The sequence below is a fragment of the Thermodesulfovibrionales bacterium genome (genome assembly GCA_035622735.1).
Lineage (GTDB): Bacteria > Nitrospirota > Thermodesulfovibrionia > Thermodesulfovibrionales > UBA9159 > DASPUT01.
In genome coordinates this window covers 1-16,226 of record DASPUT010000220.1, presented here as the reverse complement: position 1 = coordinate 16,226, position 16,226 = coordinate 1, and the positions used below count along the sequence as shown (strand labels likewise).

General features: G+C 53.3%; 18 protein-coding genes. 16 read left to right on the top strand and 2 right to left on the bottom strand.

Annotated elements, in window-relative coordinates; translation table 11 throughout:
- Positions 1-87 precede the first annotated feature (87 nt).
- Positions 88-1,200, bottom strand: a complete 1,113-nt coding sequence (gene ribD, locus VEI96_11605; protein HXX58638.1) for a bifunctional diaminohydroxyphosphoribosylaminopyrimidine deaminase/5-amino-6-(5-phosphoribosylamino)uracil reductase RibD — start codon at positions 1,198-1,200, stop codon at positions 88-90.
- A 203-nt stretch (positions 1,201-1,403) separates the two neighbouring features.
- Here ribD and VEI96_11600 point away from each other — a divergent pair, with 203 nt between their 5' ends.
- The 16 genes from VEI96_11600 (at position 1,404) to VEI96_11525 (ending at position 15,150) form a co-directional block, all read left to right on the top strand.
- Positions 1,404-1,793, top strand: coding sequence for a DUF948 domain-containing protein (locus VEI96_11600; protein HXX58637.1), 390 nt, complete (start codon positions 1,404-1,406; stop codon positions 1,791-1,793).
- A 73-nt stretch (positions 1,794-1,866) separates the two neighbouring features.
- Positions 1,867-2,196 (top strand): YtxH domain-containing protein, encoded by a 330-nt coding sequence (locus tag VEI96_11595; GenBank protein HXX58636.1) that lies wholly within the window; start codon positions 1,867-1,869, stop codon positions 2,194-2,196.
- On the top strand, positions 2,189-2,533 hold the full coding sequence (locus VEI96_11590; protein HXX58635.1) for a hydrogenase maturation nickel metallochaperone HypA: 345 nt from the start codon (positions 2,189-2,191) through the stop codon (positions 2,531-2,533). The genes VEI96_11595 and VEI96_11590 overlap by 8 nt, the downstream gene beginning before the upstream one ends.
- A complete protein-coding gene (gene hypB / locus VEI96_11585) occupies positions 2,511-3,173 on the top strand; it encodes a hydrogenase nickel incorporation protein HypB (protein ID HXX58634.1) in 663 nt (220 codons plus the stop codon). Before VEI96_11590 ends, hypB begins: the two co-directional genes overlap by 23 nt.
- Entirely contained in the window at positions 3,152-5,464 is a 2,313-nt protein-coding gene (hypF, locus tag VEI96_11580) for a carbamoyltransferase HypF (protein HXX58633.1), read from the top strand. Before hypB ends, hypF begins: the two co-directional genes overlap by 22 nt.
- Positions 5,465-5,469: 5 nt before the next feature.
- Positions 5,470-6,534 carry a hydrogenase formation protein HypD gene (hypD, locus tag VEI96_11575; GenBank protein ID HXX58632.1) on the top strand — a complete coding sequence of 355 codons (1,065 nt, stop codon included), beginning with the start codon at positions 5,470-5,472 and terminating at the stop codon, positions 6,532-6,534.
- Positions 6,527-7,522: a hydrogenase expression/formation protein HypE gene (gene hypE / locus VEI96_11570; protein HXX58631.1), complete on the top strand. Its 996-nt coding sequence runs from the start codon at positions 6,527-6,529 to the stop codon at positions 7,520-7,522. Before hypD ends, hypE begins: the two co-directional genes overlap by 8 nt.
- A 157-nt stretch (positions 7,523-7,679) precedes the next feature.
- The gene (locus VEI96_11565) at positions 7,680-7,925 is read left to right on the top strand and encodes a glutaredoxin family protein (protein ID HXX58630.1); all 246 of its coding nucleotides are present in this window, start codon (positions 7,680-7,682) and stop codon (positions 7,923-7,925) included.
- Between the two features lie 188 nt (positions 7,926-8,113).
- Complete coding sequence (locus VEI96_11560; protein HXX58629.1) at positions 8,114-8,440, top strand: hypothetical protein; 327 nt, start codon at positions 8,114-8,116, stop codon at positions 8,438-8,440.
- A gap of 542 nt (positions 8,441-8,982) precedes the next feature.
- Positions 8,983-10,623, top strand: coding sequence for an arginine--tRNA ligase (gene argS / locus VEI96_11555; GenBank protein HXX58628.1), 1,641 nt, complete (start codon positions 8,983-8,985; stop codon positions 10,621-10,623).
- A 168-nt stretch (positions 10,624-10,791) separates the two neighbouring features.
- On the top strand, positions 10,792-11,568 hold the full coding sequence (locus tag VEI96_11550) for a DUF3786 domain-containing protein (protein HXX58627.1): 777 nt from the start codon (positions 10,792-10,794) through the stop codon (positions 11,566-11,568).
- Between the two features lie 95 nt (positions 11,569-11,663).
- Positions 11,664-12,428 (top strand): S-methyl-5'-thioadenosine phosphorylase, encoded by a 765-nt coding sequence (gene mtnP, locus VEI96_11545; protein ID HXX58626.1) that lies wholly within the window; start codon positions 11,664-11,666, stop codon positions 12,426-12,428.
- Positions 12,429-12,440: 12 nt separating this feature from the next.
- Positions 12,441-12,974 (top strand): adenine phosphoribosyltransferase, encoded by a 534-nt coding sequence (locus tag VEI96_11540; GenBank protein HXX58625.1) that lies wholly within the window; start codon positions 12,441-12,443, stop codon positions 12,972-12,974.
- A gap of 23 nt (positions 12,975-12,997) precedes the next feature.
- A complete protein-coding gene (locus tag VEI96_11535) occupies positions 12,998-13,984 on the top strand; it encodes an ATP-binding cassette domain-containing protein (GenBank protein HXX58624.1) in 987 nt (328 codons plus the stop codon).
- A complete protein-coding gene (locus tag VEI96_11530) occupies positions 13,971-14,738 on the top strand; it encodes an ABC transporter permease (GenBank protein ID HXX58623.1) in 768 nt (255 codons plus the stop codon). The genes VEI96_11535 and VEI96_11530 overlap by 14 nt, the downstream gene beginning before the upstream one ends.
- Positions 14,739-14,835: 97 nt before the next feature.
- Complete coding sequence (locus VEI96_11525) at positions 14,836-15,150, top strand: Smr/MutS family protein (protein ID HXX58622.1); 315 nt, start codon at positions 14,836-14,838, stop codon at positions 15,148-15,150.
- 81 nt (positions 15,151-15,231) lie between these two features.
- On the opposite strand, the gene VEI96_11520 is transcribed toward VEI96_11525, so the two are convergent.
- Complete coding sequence (locus tag VEI96_11520; protein HXX58621.1) at positions 15,232-16,188, bottom strand: NAD(P)-dependent alcohol dehydrogenase; 957 nt, start codon at positions 16,186-16,188, stop codon at positions 15,232-15,234.
- Between the last annotated feature and the right edge of the window lie 38 nt (positions 16,189-16,226).

Below are 16,226 nucleotides of genomic sequence, written 5' to 3'. Positions count from 1 at the left end.
GGAGGGGTCATATTTATGATCGGCACGGTCACCCTTCTCATCCTCAGGATGAAAAGGGAGGCAAAGAATGAGGGAGCTCCTTCGATCCTATAAATATCCTTCGACAAGGATATCAGCTCCCAATTTCTTTACCCTCACATCTCTTAGGGAGATCGCATCTTCGAGTCTGCGAAACGTTCTTCCACCGACGGCAGGAAATGATTCCTTTCCGCCGATAATCTTCGGCGCGATAAAGAAGAGGACTTTGTCGACGATGCCGTCCTGAAGGGCCCGGGCGTTCAGAGAAGATCCGCCCTCGACGATGAGCGAGCTGATACCCATCTCGCCGAGTCTGTCCATGAGCCACGCGAGATCAAGCATCTCGCCTTCATACTCGATGAAGGTTATTCCCTTTTTCGCCAAGGCCATCTTCTTTTTCTCCAGATCGGAATGCCTGTGGTAATCCGTTGGACTCCTCATCACAATGGTTGTCTCGGGGGGAGGAGTGAGGATCTTCGCCCCAGCCGGTATCTCGAGATCGGGATCGATAATGATCCTGTGGGGGCTCCCTGCCCCCTTGATTCGGGCCGTGAGCAGCGGGTCGTCGCTCCTTACCGTCCCTATCGCCGTGAGAATCGCGTCAACACTGCTTCTTAACCTGTGCACCATCGCTCTCGCCTTTTCGCCCGTTATCCATTTTGATTGGCCCTCGGGAGTTGCGATCTTTCCGTCCAGGGTCATCGCGACCTTTAGGGTAACGAATGGTCTCTTTGTCGTAACGAACTTGACATAGGACTCGTTCAATCTCTGCGCCTTCTCCTCCAGTATCCCTGATTTCACGGCCACTCCTGCCTGCTCCAACTCCCTGATGCCTTTTCCCGAAACCTTTGGATTAGGGTCATGCATGGCTATGACAACGGTCTTTATCCCTGATTCAATAATCGCCCTTGCACACGGCGGGGTTCTCTTATCGGTGTGACAGCACGGTTCAAGGCTCACATAGAGCGTGGAAGAACGGGCATTCCTGCCTGCTTTTCTGATCACGAGGGCCTCGGCGTGGGGCGTGCCGGCCATCCGATGATAGTCCTCGGCGATAACCTTATTTTTTTTGACGAGAACCGCTCCTACCATGGGGTTCGGACTGGTCTTGCCCCTGGCCCGTGATGCGAGCAGGATCGCCCTCTTCATGAAAAATCTGTCGGTCTCTGTCTCGCCTTTCATTTCCTCTGAAGAGTATACCATAAGCGTTACCTAAGCCTTCTTTTCGGGCTTCATGAATAGCCTTGCCGGGAACACGAGCTGACCCCGAAAAGAATGGTTCTAAAAGGGGAGGCGATAGGCGACTCCGTGTTCACATTTGGGAGGGGCTGTGATATAATTCGCTTAGACGATGGTAGATTATTTTCCTCGTTAAGGAGTAAGGTATGAATAATCTCTTGTGGGGGCTTGTGACACTTGCCGTAATCGTTGCCGTCGGCGTTCTTGTCGCACTGTTGCTCGAATTGAAGGCTGCTGCCCGTTCTTTACGCGATCTCCTGAAGACAACGGATGACTCCATAAGGCCGGCCCTTGAAGAACTTCAGGAGACGCTGAGGAGCGTGAGAAATGTCACCGACAATGTAGCTACGGTGACGGAGGACGTGAAGGTCCTTTCCGGCTCTGTGCGAGATGTCGGTGAGACCGTTCAGCACGTTAGTGAGGTCGTCACAGGCGTCACGTCGGCATCGACCGTAAAGATTTCTGCCTTGCGGGCTGGTATCAGGGTGGCTGCGGAGGTTTTCATGAAGAACCTTTTAACGGGGAGGTCCCGGTAGCCCCGGGAGGCTCTCACGGCGTCGGAATAATGGATCTAAACGTTTTGCTGTCGGGCAAAAGGAAAGGAGGAAGATGATGAGTCACCATGAGGGATGTAGTTACAGCGGAGGTTCCGTATTTCTGTCGTTTCTTCTTGGGGGTCTGGTCGGTGCGGGGGTCGCACTGCTGTTGGCTCCGAGGTCAGGTAAGGAGACGAGGGAACAGATTAAGGCGCTTGCTGATGACGTGAGAGAGAAAGCAGAATGCTATGCGGAACAAGCCAAGCAGAAGATGACATCGGCGATCGATAGCGGCAAGGGTTTCTATCAAGAGAAAAAATCGATCATAACATCGGCTGTTGAGGCCGGGAAAGAGGCCTACGAGAAGGAGAAGGAGAGACTCGCTAAGGGACCGAATGCATGAGGCTTCCATCGCCCTCAGTATTCTCGATCTTATAGTCGCCCGTTGTAAGGCTGAGGGTTATCATACTATCGAGTCGGTGAGACTCAGGATCGGAAGGGCCGCAGGGATACTGCCTGAGGCCCTTATTTTTACGTTTAATGTTGCGAAGGCAGAGACCCCGGCCGGGGAGGCGGAACTCATCATAGATACCGTCCCGCTCGGAGGTCTTTGCGGTGCCTGTGGAAGCGAATTCGAGGTCGAAGAAGCCTATGTCTTGAGCTGTCCCCGGTGCGGCTCCTCTGCATTCAAGATACTGAGAGGTTACGAGATGGAGATTGCTGATATGGAGGTTCATTAATGAAAGTGAAGGTCGTTCGAGGATACTCGAGGCGAACGAACGGTTGGCCGAGGAGAACAGGAGGCGGTTTAAGGAATCCGGTGTTTTTGTGATAAACCTCATGGGTGCGCCCGGAGCGGGGAAGACGACGCTCCTCGAGAGGACGATCCTCGAGGTGAAGGGCAGAAAGAGGATCGCGGTCATCGAGGGCGATATAGCCGGCACCGATGATGCCGAGCGCATACAGAACACGGGCGTACCCGTCGTACAGATCAACACGGGCGGTGCCTGTCACCTCGACGCCAACATGATCAGCGAGGTCCTGACGGAAATTCCGATTCGAGACCTCGACATGCTGATCATCGAGAATGTGGGGAACCTCGTCTGTCCCGCCGAGTTTAAGGTCGGAGAGGATATGAAGGCTATGGTGCTCAGCATAACGGAAGGACACGATAAACCCCTGAAATACCCGCTCATGTTTCAGGAATCATCAGCCCTGGTCCTCAATAAGATCGACCTCATGCCGTACATGAGCGTAGACATCGAGAAAATAAAGAGGGATGCCATATCACTGAATCCGGCGCTCGAGATCTTCGAGGTTTCATGCAGAACCGGCGAGGGACTTGCCCGATGGACTGAATGGCTGAGCGGACTGAGATAACGGTCAGGGGCACGGTCCAGGGAGTCGGGTTCCGGCCTTACGTTTACAGGCTTGCGGTATCCCTCGGACTTAAGGGATATGTGGCCAATAGTCCCTCAGGGGTGACTATCGAGATTGAAGGGGAGAAGTCGTCTGAATTCATCAAGAGACTCCCGGAAGAGTGCCCGCCTCTTTCGAGGATATTCGAGATAACCGTAAGATCCCTATCGGAGTGCGGCTATCCGGACTTCCGGATCATGACGAGCAAGGAAGAAGCCGCCTGCGTTCCTTTCACGCTCGTCTCTCCTGATGTCTCTACCTGTGATGACTGCCTGAGAGAACTCATGGAGAGGTCCAACAGACGTTACCTCTATCCTTTTATCAACTGCACAAACTGCGGTCCCCGTTACACGATAACGACGGCAGTTCCCTATGACAGGCCCCACACGACGATGGCCGGATTTCAGATGTGCCGAGAATGTTCCGAGGAGTACGCCGACCCGACAGACAGGCGGTTCCATGCTCAGCCCAATGCATGTCCTGTCTGCGGGCCATGGACCACCCTGAGCATCGGCCGTCAGGCGCCGGTTCGCGGTCCCGAGGCCGTCGAAAAAACAACGGAATTGTTACGGGGCGGAAAGATCGTCGGGATCAAAGGGATCGGAGGATTTCATATAGCCTGTGATGCCACGAATGAGGATACGGTCGGGAAGCTGAGGGAGCGGAAGCGGAGGAGTAACAAGCCTTTTGCATTAATGGCGCCCGATATCGAGACGATAGAACTGTTCTGTGAAGTCTCTGAGGAAGAGAGGGGTCTCCTCGCATCGAACAGGCGTCCCATAGTCCTTCTCAGGAAACGGGACAGGATGATCATCCCCCTTCCGGAGGCGGTCTCCCCGCGGAACCGTTACCTCGGTTTCGTGTTGCCATACACTCCGCTCCACTATCTCCTTTTCCACCCCCCGAGTTCTCAGGGATTCTCTGCACTCGTTATGACGAGCGGTAATCTCTCCGAAGAACCCATTGTTAGGGGCGACGATGAGGCTGAAGAGAAACTGTCCGGCATCGTCGATGCCGTGCTCCATCATAACAGGGAGATCTTCATGAGGGTTGATGATTCGGTCATGAGAATTTCATCGCACTCGTCCGGAGGTCCATCGGGAGTGTCCTTCGTCAGGCGTTCAAGGGGCTATGCTCCCGAACCGATATCTCTCTCTACCGAAGGACCGGAGGTGATGGGCTGCGGCGCGGATATCAAGAACACCTTCACGCTGACGAAAGGCTCTTTCGCGATACCGAGCCAGCATATCGGAGACATGGAGAATTATGAGACCCTCAGGTTCTTCGAGGAATGCCTCGCAAACATGAAGCACATATACGGGGCGACCCCCACAGCTATCGGTCATGACCTTCACCCCGGTTACCTCTCTACACAGTGGGCGTTACGGCAGGGAAAAAGGACGTTCGGCATACAGCATCACTACGCTCACATCGGATCTGTCATGGCAGAAAGAGGACTGAAGGGAAAGACCATCGGTGTAGCCTTCGATGGCACCGGATATGGAACAGACGGTAATCTCTGGGGAGGTGAGTTCCTCGTTGCGGATACGGAAGGGTTTGAAAGGGTCGGTCATTTCAGTTATGTGCGGCTTCCGGGCGGCGAGACTGCGATACGTGAACCGTGGAGGACCGCTATAAGTTACCTTCTCGAGGCAGCGGGAGATGAGGCGATAGAGTACCTGAAGGCCATCGGTTTTGTCGAACGCTACGGAAGAGTTGCCGTAGACACCATTATGAAGGTCAGCGGATCAAAGGAACTTTCGCCTCTCTCTTCAGGGGCAGGGAGGTTGTTCGATGCGGTCTCTGCGGTCATCGGACTCTGCGACAGGAACACCTTTGAAGGTGAGGCCGCAATGGCTCTCGAATCTCTCGCGGCGGAGGGGATCGATGGGGAATATTCCGTTGATGTGAGGGGCGATACCATCATCACCGTTGATTTTTCGCAAACGATGCTCGGGATTACCAATGATATGCTGAACGGTGAGAAGAAGGAAGTCATATCGACTAAATTTCATAATACCCTCTCGAGTGTTATACTACGAGTCACAGAAAGAATCAGCGAGACCTTCGGACTGAGGGATGTCGCCCTGAGCGGAGGGACGTTTCAGAACCTCTATCTCCTGAAGAAGACGACGGGATTGCTGAACTCCAGAGGATGGAATGTTTTCCTAAATGAAGCGGTTCCCTGTAACGACGCCTGCATCTCGCTCGGTCAGGCGTACCTGGTAAGGGAGAGACTGAAGAGGGGATAAGGAAGATGAAAGATTGTCTCACCGAAATAAGAACTCTCATGGAGAGGATAGGGAGACCGCTGAAACTCATGGAGGTCTGCGGCACGCACACGGTCGCGATTTTCCGTCATGGTATCAGGGGGATTATCCCTGAGGCGGTGAGCCTCTTGAGCGGGCCCGGTTGTCCGGTCTGCGTTACCTCGATAAAGGACGTAGATTCCGCCATCGCCCTTTCCCGGATGGATGGCGTTGTCCTTACCACCTTCGGTGACATGATGAGGGTCCCCGGGGGAAGGCAGGCCCTCGATGATGTGAGGGCCGAGGGAGCAGACGTCAGGATTGTCTATTCGCCTATGGATGCCCTTCGGATTGCGGAGCAGGAGAAGGGAAAAGAAGTTATCTTCTTTGCCACGGGGTTTGAGACGACATCTCCCCTCATCGCCGCTACCATCGGAGAGGTTGAGAGAAGAGGACTGAAAAATGTTTCTGTCCATTCCGCCCACAAACTCGTCCCCCCCGCTCTCAAGGCCCTGCTCGATTCACCTGGACTCCGGGTTGACGGCTTTATTCTCCCCGGGCATGTGAGCACGATCATCGGGAAGAGACCCTATGAATTCATCGCAGCTGACTACAAGAAACCTGCAGTGATTACGGGCTTCAGCGCCGAAGATATCCTCGAGGGAATAAGGATGCTCCTGAAGCAGACAGCCGAGAACGCTGCCAGGATCGAGATACAATATGCGAAGGTTGTCAGGGAGCAGGGCAATCCGAAGGCGATGGAGTTGATAGGCAAGATCTTTGAACCGTCCGATGCCTACTGGAGGGGAATCGGAACGATCCCGGGCAGCGGACTGAAGATCCGGGAGGAGTTTGTTGCCTATGATGCCCTGAAGAGGTTCAATCCGGAAGTCCCCTATTGCCCGGAGCCCTCAGCCTGCTCCTGCGGTGATGTCCTGAGGGGCGTGAAAATTCCGACTGATTGTCCTCTCTTCGCGACCGCGTGCACTCCTGAAAGCCCCGTCGGGGCCTGCATGGTGAGCACCGAAGGAAGCTGCGCGGCCTATTATAAATACGGACCCCACCGTGGATAAAATACGTCTCGGCCACGGAAGCGGCGGCAAAATGATGCACGAATTGATTGCGGAGCATTTCGCGCCCGCGTTCTCCATGAGCGGATTCGGGGATTCGGCTGTTGTTTCTGTGGAGACCGGTAGGCTCGCCTTCACGACCGATTCCTACGTCGTCTCGCCTCTCTTTTTCCCGGGCGGCAATATCGGCGAGCTTGCCGTATTCGGAACAGTAAATGATCTCGCCATGGCAGGTGCGATGCCCCTCTATCTTTCGTCGGGTTTCATTATCGAGGAAGGGTTCCCCTTTTCAGACCTGAAAAGGATCGTTTCAGCGATGTCTGAAGCCGCCGAGGGAGCCGGTGTGAGGATCGTAGCCGGGGACACAAAGGTCGTAAACAGAGGAAAGGGTGACGGGATCTTCATCAATACAGCCGGTATCGGCATCATAGCGGACGACATTGACATATCTCCTTCGAGGATAAGGAGCGGCGACAAGGTCATCGTGAGCGGAGGGCTCGGCAATCACGGAATAGCGATCATCGCCGAGAGGAACGGAATAACCTTTAACCCGCCGGTCAGGAGTGATACGAGGCCGCTTAACGGCATTGTCGGTTCGATGCTCGGCATCACCCATGAAATACGGTTCATGAGAGACCCCACGCGGGGCGGTCTCGCTACGACCCTGAAAGAGGCTGCGAAGGAATCGGGCAAGTGCATAAGGATAAGAGAGGATGCCCTTCCCATTCCGCCCCAGGTGAGGGGTGCCTGTGAACTCCTCGGTTATGATCCCCTGTATGTCGCGAATGAGGGGATACTCGTCGCGATTGCGGACCCGAGAGATGCCGAGCCCCTCGTGTCGAAGATGAGAGAGCATCCTTACGGTTCTGATACACGGATTATCGGTGAGGTTGAAGATTCTCCGGAGGGGATGGTATTGCTCCAAACCGTAATCGGTGGCAACCGCATACTCGAGATGCTCCAGGGAGAGCAGTTGCCGAGGATATGCTGAAATTCATGGAAGGCGTTCTTTGGAGTGAAGAGAGGATCTTCGGAACGACCATCGTTGAAATAAAATTTCGAGTCTGCGGGTCTCGCGATCTGCTTTCTGAAGCAGAGAATCATGAGGGATCAATTGAAGACCTAAGCATTCTCGAGGGCGGCGTACCATGGTGAGACTGAGGTATTATTACAAGGCGGGGTGCTGGCTCTGCGAAAGGGCTGAGGAGCTGCTCAACGGTCTGATGGAAAAGTATCGCCTGATAGTCGAAAAGATCGATATCGCGGCGAACGACACCCTCTACGAGCTTTACCGGTTCGACATCCCGGTCTTGGAATTCAGGGACGGCACCGCACTCCATGGCAGGATCAAGAAGAAAGACCTCCTCGAACGATTCGAGGCGAATAAAGAATAGAGGCGCCTTCCGCAAAGGCGCAGGATGAGAGAGTCGACCGATGCTCCGCCGAATTGCTCCTGCCCAGAGACGCAGGCGGCCTTGCGGTTGAACGGGAGAGGCTCTTGTGATAAAGTAATATACGATATGATAATTTGAACAAAATGCGAGAGGGCAGCCTTATGAGGCGCCCTTAAGACGGAGGACAGATGATGAGAAAAATAGCAGTTTTGGTCGTCGTATGCTTTCTCCTATTTAACACAACAGTGTCGTTTGCAGACTCCAAAGATCCATTCTCCGTCGCAGGAGATATTGTTCTCGCAAGGCCGCTTGGGTTCGTTGCCATGGTTGTCGGGGGTGCCTTTTTTCTCGTCTGTTTGCCCTTTGTTCTTCCCAATAGTCAAAACGTCAAGAACACCGCTGATGTCCTTGTGGGTCAGTCCTTCAGGTTCACCTTCAAGAGGCCCCTCGGTGACTTCGAAACGGATGTTTCCTATGTCCCGGCTGATGAGTCAGAGAAGAAAGAAAAAGAGTGATCCGCAATTAGATAACACGAAATGGCGTTTCACACGGAACCGTTGCTGACCCTCGGCTCCAGGACGTAAATCCGTCGCACCTTCGACGGGAAGTTTCAAACCTGCCTATTCCCTCTCCCTGCAGCTTCCTCACGATGTCGCGTATACGATGCTGTTACCTGAGAACTATCTTTTTTATTCTTCTATCTGCCGGCTATTTCCCTTTGAAGACGAGGCGAGAGATTAAAAAGAGGATACCTGCGACAAGGAGTGCGATCTTTCCCAGAATCTTCAGAAGGAAAAGCAGGACGAAAAAAAGAAAGAGAATCGTTAACAGCCGCTTAATCTTCTTTCGCGCAGGTCCCTGCATACCCGGTAGCGGCGCAGCACCTGAAACTGGTCTCCGCGTTTGAAGGAATAACAGACCCCCGAAGAAGAGGGCTACAACAAAGAGCATCGCAGGCAAGAGTTTCATCCACGATAGTTTAAGGGGGGGGACAGGAAAATGGCAATACCGATGCGAAATCGTTGACTTTAGGCTCCAAGGTGTTTAAACTCTTACGATGAAAAAAGATATCAGGGAGCTCGTAGAAGAAGCGATGCAGGGCATCGGCCTCCAAAATGTCCCCGTTGAACTTGAGGTGCCGCGGGACGAAAAAATGGGCGATCTTGCTACGCCGGTTGCGATGAACCTCTCGAAGACCCTCAAGAAACCACCGAGGCAGATCGCCGAAGAGATTCTGAAATCGCTGGGAGAGCCGGATATTTTTGAGAAGATAGATATCGCAGGACCGGGGTTTATCAACTTCACGTTTTCTCCGCGATATCTCTTCTCGGAAATGAAGGACCTTCTCTCTCAAGGAGAGGCATTCCTCAGGAGAGAAATCGGCAAAGGCAGAAAGATCCAGATAGAGTTCGTCAGCGCAAATCCTACGGGACCCTTGCATCTCGGCCATGGCAGAGGTGCCGCGGTCGGTGCGGCCCTTTCCAACCTTCTGAAGGCGGCCGGATACGAGGTGGAGCGGGAATACTATATCAACGATGCCGGAAAGCAGGTGAAGCTGCTTGGCCTCTCCGTATTCGCAAAGTATCAACAGCTTTTGGGAATTGAATATCCTTTCCCCGAGGACGGTTACCGGGGAAGCTATGTCGAGCAGATTGCGAAAAGAATTGTTCACCAGTACGGCAACAAATACTCGGAGATGAGTTTTCAGGAAGTTGCTGAATTCTTTACCGATTTTTCCTACAGGGAGATGCTCGGAGACATCGGAAAGGATCTCAAGGATTTCGGAATCGTCTTTGACGCGTGGCAGAGCGAGAGGGAGCTTTATTCCGAGGGCGATGTCGACAAGGCGATCGATGCCCTCAGACACCGGAGGTATCTCTATCTGCAGGACGGCGCCCTCTGGTTCAAGGCGACAAAGTTCCGCGATGATAAGGACAGGGTTATCACGAAGGGTGACGGGGAATTCACGTATTTTGCTTCAGATGTAGCGTATCACCGGAAGAAGATCGAAGAAGGGTTTGAGGAAATCATCGACATCTGGGGTGCGGACCATCATGGATACATACCCAGGCTTAAGGCGGTAATCGAGGCATTGGGCTATCCACCGGAACACTTACGGGTCATGCTCGTTCAGATGGTGACCCTTTTGAGGGCGGGCAAGCCTGTACAGATGTCGAAAAGGGCCGGGGAGTTCATTACCCTCAGGGAGGTGATGGAAGAGGTCGGCGCCGATACGACGAAGTTCATTTTTCTCACGAGACGTCCTGACAGCCATCTCGAGTTCGACCTCGAAACGGCAAAGGAGCAGTCAGCAGAAAACCCAGTCTTCTACGTTCAGTATGCCAACGCCCGGATCAATAGTATCTTTTCTCATGCTCAGGAAAAAGGTCTGCAGCTTGAGCATCCTGATACTGTCGCTCTCAACCTCCTCTCTGGACCGGAAGAGCTCAGGATAATAAAAAAGCTTCTTCTCTACCCCATGGTTTTTGAAGGTGCGGTCCTTGCCCGCGAACCCCACCGGATTACCTTCTATCTCCAGGAGCTTTCCGGTCTCTTTCATCCGTATTACAGCAGGTACCGGGTTGTGACCGATGACGCTGAACTCAGCAGGGCTCGACTTGCGCTCTGCAAGGCGATACGTCTTGTCTTGAAGGAAGGTCTTGATATCCTCGGCCTGAGTTCACCGGAGAGGATGTAAAAACACCGGTACGCAGAAAAGCAGAATAGACCTTTCTCAGAGGGGTGAAGGCCTGTGAGATCACAGGCTTTTTTTATGTTTCACAGAAGACCTTCCGGAAGGGCATGTTCTGTTGGATTAGGGAATCATCAGGGAGTCGTTGATTTTTGTTAGAGTAGAGAAGAGCATATGAACCCACTCGCAGTCTATAAACTCTTGCCGAAGACGAATTGCGGAGAATGCCCTCAGAAGACCTGCATGGCCTTCGCCGTAGCTCTGAAAGTTGATCCCGATGTCATCGGAGGATGCAGATATATCGGGCAGGAGAAGGTCACTTCCATTAAGGCCATGCTTGTAACGGGTGACTGGCGGGAAGAACTTATCAAGTCCCTTTCAGAGGAAGTGTCGAAACTGGACTTCGGCGTTATAGCGGCTGATCTGGGTGCTCACGTTGTTGACGGCAGACTCCTGATACGGTGCATAGGCGTCGACCACCTTGTCGGGAGAGATGGAGCAATAAGCCCCGACCGCGAGAATAGATGGATTAAGATCCTCCTCCTTCATTATGTGAGGAACAAGGGCAGGGGAGGGTTTACCGGAAGATGGATATCCTTCTCCGAGATGAAGGGTGGGTTTGTGAAGGCATCCTCCTTTGCGAGGGAATGTGAAGAGCCGTTGGAAGAACTCATGAAAAGCGATTTTCAGGGAGTCAGCGCCGTCCTTTCACGGTTGGGTGCATCCCCGGTGGTCGGATACCCCGCCGACTATGCGTCTGAAATCTCCCTGCTTCCGAGGGTGAAGAGCCTCATTATCTACCGCGGCGGTGATGAAGAATTCCCTCCGTCCCTCAACATCCTCTTTGATGCCGCTTCCGGTCACTTTCTCGACGTGGAGTCGATCATGTTTCTCTGCGAGGGTCTCGTTCATACGGTAACGATGCTCCTCAGGGAGCATACGTCTCTTTAGTTCGATTGAGAAATTCTCCCGCATTTTCCCGTTTTGCTTGACTTTCTTCAATTCCTTCTTTTATCTTCTTAAGAAAACGCCACAAGGGAGAACGTATGGCAAAGATAAGGGTGGGTATCATTGGCGGCTCCGGGATGGATGATCCCCGCCTCATGCGGGGCATGAAAGAAAAAAGGGTGAAGACCCCCTACGGCAATCCCTCTTCGCTGCTTACCACCGGAAAGATCCATGGCATCGATACGGTGATCCTCGCCCGCCATGGCAAAGATCATTCCATATATCCCACAGGAGTCAATTTCAGGGCGAACATTCATGCGATGAAGAAGGAGGGATGCACCCATATCCTCGCTACTACCGCAGTCGGTTCCCTGAGGGAGAAGATACGGCCCGGCGACCTTATCTTTCCCGACCAGTTCATCGATTTCACGAAACACAGAACCCTCACCTTCCATGATGAAAAGGTAATCCATACCCCGATGGCGGAACCCTTCTGCACGACGTTGCGCTCGCTCTTAGTCGATTCTGCCAAAGCATTGAATCTCCGGCACCATAACAGGGGCACCGTCGTCACCATCGAGGGGCCGAGATTCTCGACGAAGGCAGAATCGCATATGTTCAGGAGACTCGGCGCAGACGTAATCAACATGTCGACGGTTCCGGAGGTGATTCTCGCCAGGGAGGCCGGCATCTGCTATCAGACGATAGCGATGTCGACGGATTACGACTGCTGGAAGGAAGGCGAAGAGCCCGTCTCATGGGAGATGATAGTCTCGATCATGACGAGGAATGCGGAGAATGTAAAGAGACTCCTGCTCAAGACGGTCTCGAAAATTTGCGACACCGAATGCGAGTGCCGATAAGAGGAGGAAGCGATGCCGATTAAATCGAGAATACGGACGATACCTGACCACCCGAAAAAGGGTATCCTTTTCAGAGATATAACGACTCTGATCAAGGACCCCGTCGGGTTCAGGCTCGTGATAGACAGTCTCACACAGAGATATATCAGGACAGGCGTGCAATTCGATCTCATTGTCGGCATCGAATCAAGGGGTTTTATTATCGGCGGTGCCCTCTCCTATACCCTCGGAAAGGGCTTTGTCCCGATTCGAAAGGCGGGGAAGCTTCCCGGGGAAAAGATAAGCCACGAATACGCCCTCGAATACGGGACAGACAAGATCGAAATACACAGGGACGCGATAGAGAGGGGTATGAACGTGCTCCTCGTGGATGACCTCCTCGCAACGGGGGGGACTGCTCTCGCCTCAGCCGCTCTTATAGAGAAATTGGGCGGCACCATCTCGGAGATGGCATTCATCGTCGACCTCCCTGATGTCGGCGGCTCGAAGAAACTTAGGGAAAAAGGGTATAGGTTTTTTGCGTTAACGGAATTTGAGGGAGATTAGAGAGGTTTCCGGCAGACCTTCTCATGCCTATAATAACAGTTGAGAACCTCGTCAAGCGGTTTGGCAATATAACCGCCGTGAATGACATCTCCTTCGAGGTTGAAGAGGGTTCGATCTTCGGCTTTCTCGGCCCGAACGGTGCCGGCAAGACGACGACTATCAGCATCCTCTGCACCCTGCTTTCTCCCACTTCCGGAAGGGCCTTTATCAGCGGATATGACTGCCTGAGCGAACCTTCGGCGGTAAGGAAATCGATCGGCATCGTTTTTCAGGATTCGACACTCGACAAGGAACTGACCGCATACGAGAACCTGATGTTCCATGCTTACCTCTACGATGTGAAAAGGGATGAACGGAAACAACGGATCGAAGATGCGCTCCATTTCGTCGATCTCTATGAGCGGCGGTACGATCTCGTCAAGAAATTCTCGGGTGGCATGAAGAGACGTCTTGAGGTCGCGAGAGGTTTTATCCACAGACCGAAGGTATTGTTTCTCGACGAACCGACACTCGGACTCGATCCCCAGACACGGGCCAACCTCTGGGAATTCATCGTCGATCTTCCGCGGAAACATCGGATGACGATCTTTATGACGACGCACTATATGGAGGAGGCCGAGGTTTGCGACAGGATAGCGATCATCGATGCCGGGAAGATCATCACCGTCGGGACCCCCGACGAGTTGAAAAAAACCGTAGGCGGGGATGTTATCTATATCAGGACGAAGGACAACAGGAAGGCAAAGACAGAGATCGCGAAGTTGTTCCAGGTCGATGTATCCGAAAAGGACAGCGAACTCTTTCTCACCTCGGTGAAGGGAGACGCCTGCATCCCCGAAATCATCAGGGCCATGGGCGAAACGGTCGTCTCTGTTCGGCTCCAGAGACCGACCCTGAATGACGTCTTCCTGAAGTTGACGGGGAGGGAAATACGGAGTGAGGATGTCTCATCGTCAGACAACGTAAAAGATGCCGTTCGGTCTTACAGGAGAAAGTTTGATAGAGGCTAACGCAGTATACGTGCTCGTCGCTAGGGAATTCAAGAAATTCATCAGGGAGAAGTCCCGCCTCATCTCGACCCTCGCGAGGCCCCTCATCTGGCTCTTCCTCGTCGGCGGGGGCATGTCGAGGCTCGTGTCTCCCGGCATGGGAGTCATGGGGGTATCCTACATGCAGTTCATATTCCCGGGCATCCTCGGTATGACGATACTCTTCAGCTCGATCTTTTCTTCGATCTCGATCATCTGGGACAAGGAATTCGGACTCATGAAGGAGATCCTCGTCGCACCGGTCTCGCGGCTCTCGATCGTCATCGGAAAAGCCCTGAGCGGGACGATCGTATCGGTGATCCAGGCTATCATCATACTCGGGCTTTTTCCCTTTCTCGGTTTACGGCTCGGCATCTTCTCCATCATCGAGACGATCCTTGTAAGCACCCTGCTTTCATTCTGCATCGCATCACTCGGCATCGTCATAGCGACGTTCTATGAGAGTTTCGAGAGCTTCAGCGTCATCATGAACTTCGTGGTGATGCCGATGTTTTTCCTCTCGGGTGCGATGTATCCTGTGAAGATGCTCCCCGATATCCTGAAAGTCCTGACGCGGCTGAACCCTTTTACCTACGGGATCGATGCGTTGAAACACACGGTATTCGGGGGGATGGGGATATTTGACTTCCCCCTCCTCGTCGATGTCGGGGTGATGGTGTTCCTCTCCGTCATCTTTGTCCTTATCGCGGGAGTGCTCTTCGAGAGGAAGAAATAGAAATCACATTCGTGAGGGGGGAAAGGTGGACGAGGTCATGCTGCGCGTTGCAGAGGAGGGACTCAGGCGCAAGATCTGCGCCTCCGGTTCCGGATAGATGAAATCGACCGACAGGAACGAAGCGGCAGAAGGGCAAGGACCCGTCGAAATCCCCATAGACGGGGTGCTCGACCTCCATACCTTCAATCCTCGCGAGGTGAAGGACCTGCTGCCGCACTACCTGAACGAATGCAGGCGACGGGGAATCCTCGAAGTCAGAGTCGTCCACGGCAAGGGTGGGGGGACCCTCCGAAAAACCGTGCATACGATCCTCGGCAGACTTTCCGAAGTGTCCTCTTTCAGGCTCGCTCAGGAGGATGCCGGAGGGTGGGGCGCTACTATCGTAATCCTGAATCGGGAAAAGCAGCTGTGAAAGATTCAAGAAGGGAGATTTTCGTTTCTCATTTGAATACCGTTAGTCGTGGGCCTACTGGTTTGCTAAGGCGGCGCACTGTCAGGATATCCGTATCACAATTTTACCACGTGCGTGACCTTTCTCACTGTAGGCATGGGCTTCCCTGATCTCCTCGAAACCAAAGACGCGATCGATAAGCGGAATCAGTTTCATCTCTTTTACGAGAAGCATTAATCGACCGAGGTCTGCACTGTCCGGTTTAACACTCACGAAGGCGGATTTCTTTCGGTAGCCGAAAAGCGAGAGGACGGGAATGACGACGAAGCCGACTATGTTTGAAACGTTCGGGAGGGTAGTGACGTAGCGTCCGGAATCCGTTAGATTCCTCCGGACCTTGAAGAATGAGAGCATACCAACGGCGTCGAAAATGATATCGTACCGCTCGGGTGATTGAGTGAAATCCTGCTTCCGGTAATCAATAACCCTTTCAGCTCCAAGGGTCTTCACCAGTTCGATATTGTTAGTGCCGCAGACGGCGGTCACGGAGGCACCGGCGGCCCTGGCGATCTGGACTGCAAAAGAGCCTACGCCGCCGGAGGCACCGTTGATGAGGACGGTTTGGCCGCTTCTTATCCTTCCTTTACCATGGAGTGCCTGGTATGCGGTGAGACCCGCAAGGGGAATGGCTGCAGCCTCCCTGAAGTCGATATTCCCGGACATCATAACTACGTTATTTTCTCTCGTCCTAACATATTCCGCGTACGCCCCGCGCTGCCCTAAGGAGAGCATGCCGAGGACCCTATCTCCGCCTTTGAATCCTCTCACCGACCGACCCTCGTCTACAACTTCCCCTGCAATATCAAATCCGAGGGTCATCGGAAACCGGGAACGGACGAGAAGTCTCAATGATCCATTCCGTATCTTCCAGTCAATAGGATTTACGCTCGAATAGCGGACGCGCACAAGGAGTTCATCATCCGCGACAGCGGGCTGCCCGATTTCTTCAATGTTCATGACTTCAGGGGATCCGTAGTTCCTGATGGCGACGGCCTTCATCTCCGGGACGTCCTATTGGTCAAAGCTTCACGATTTAC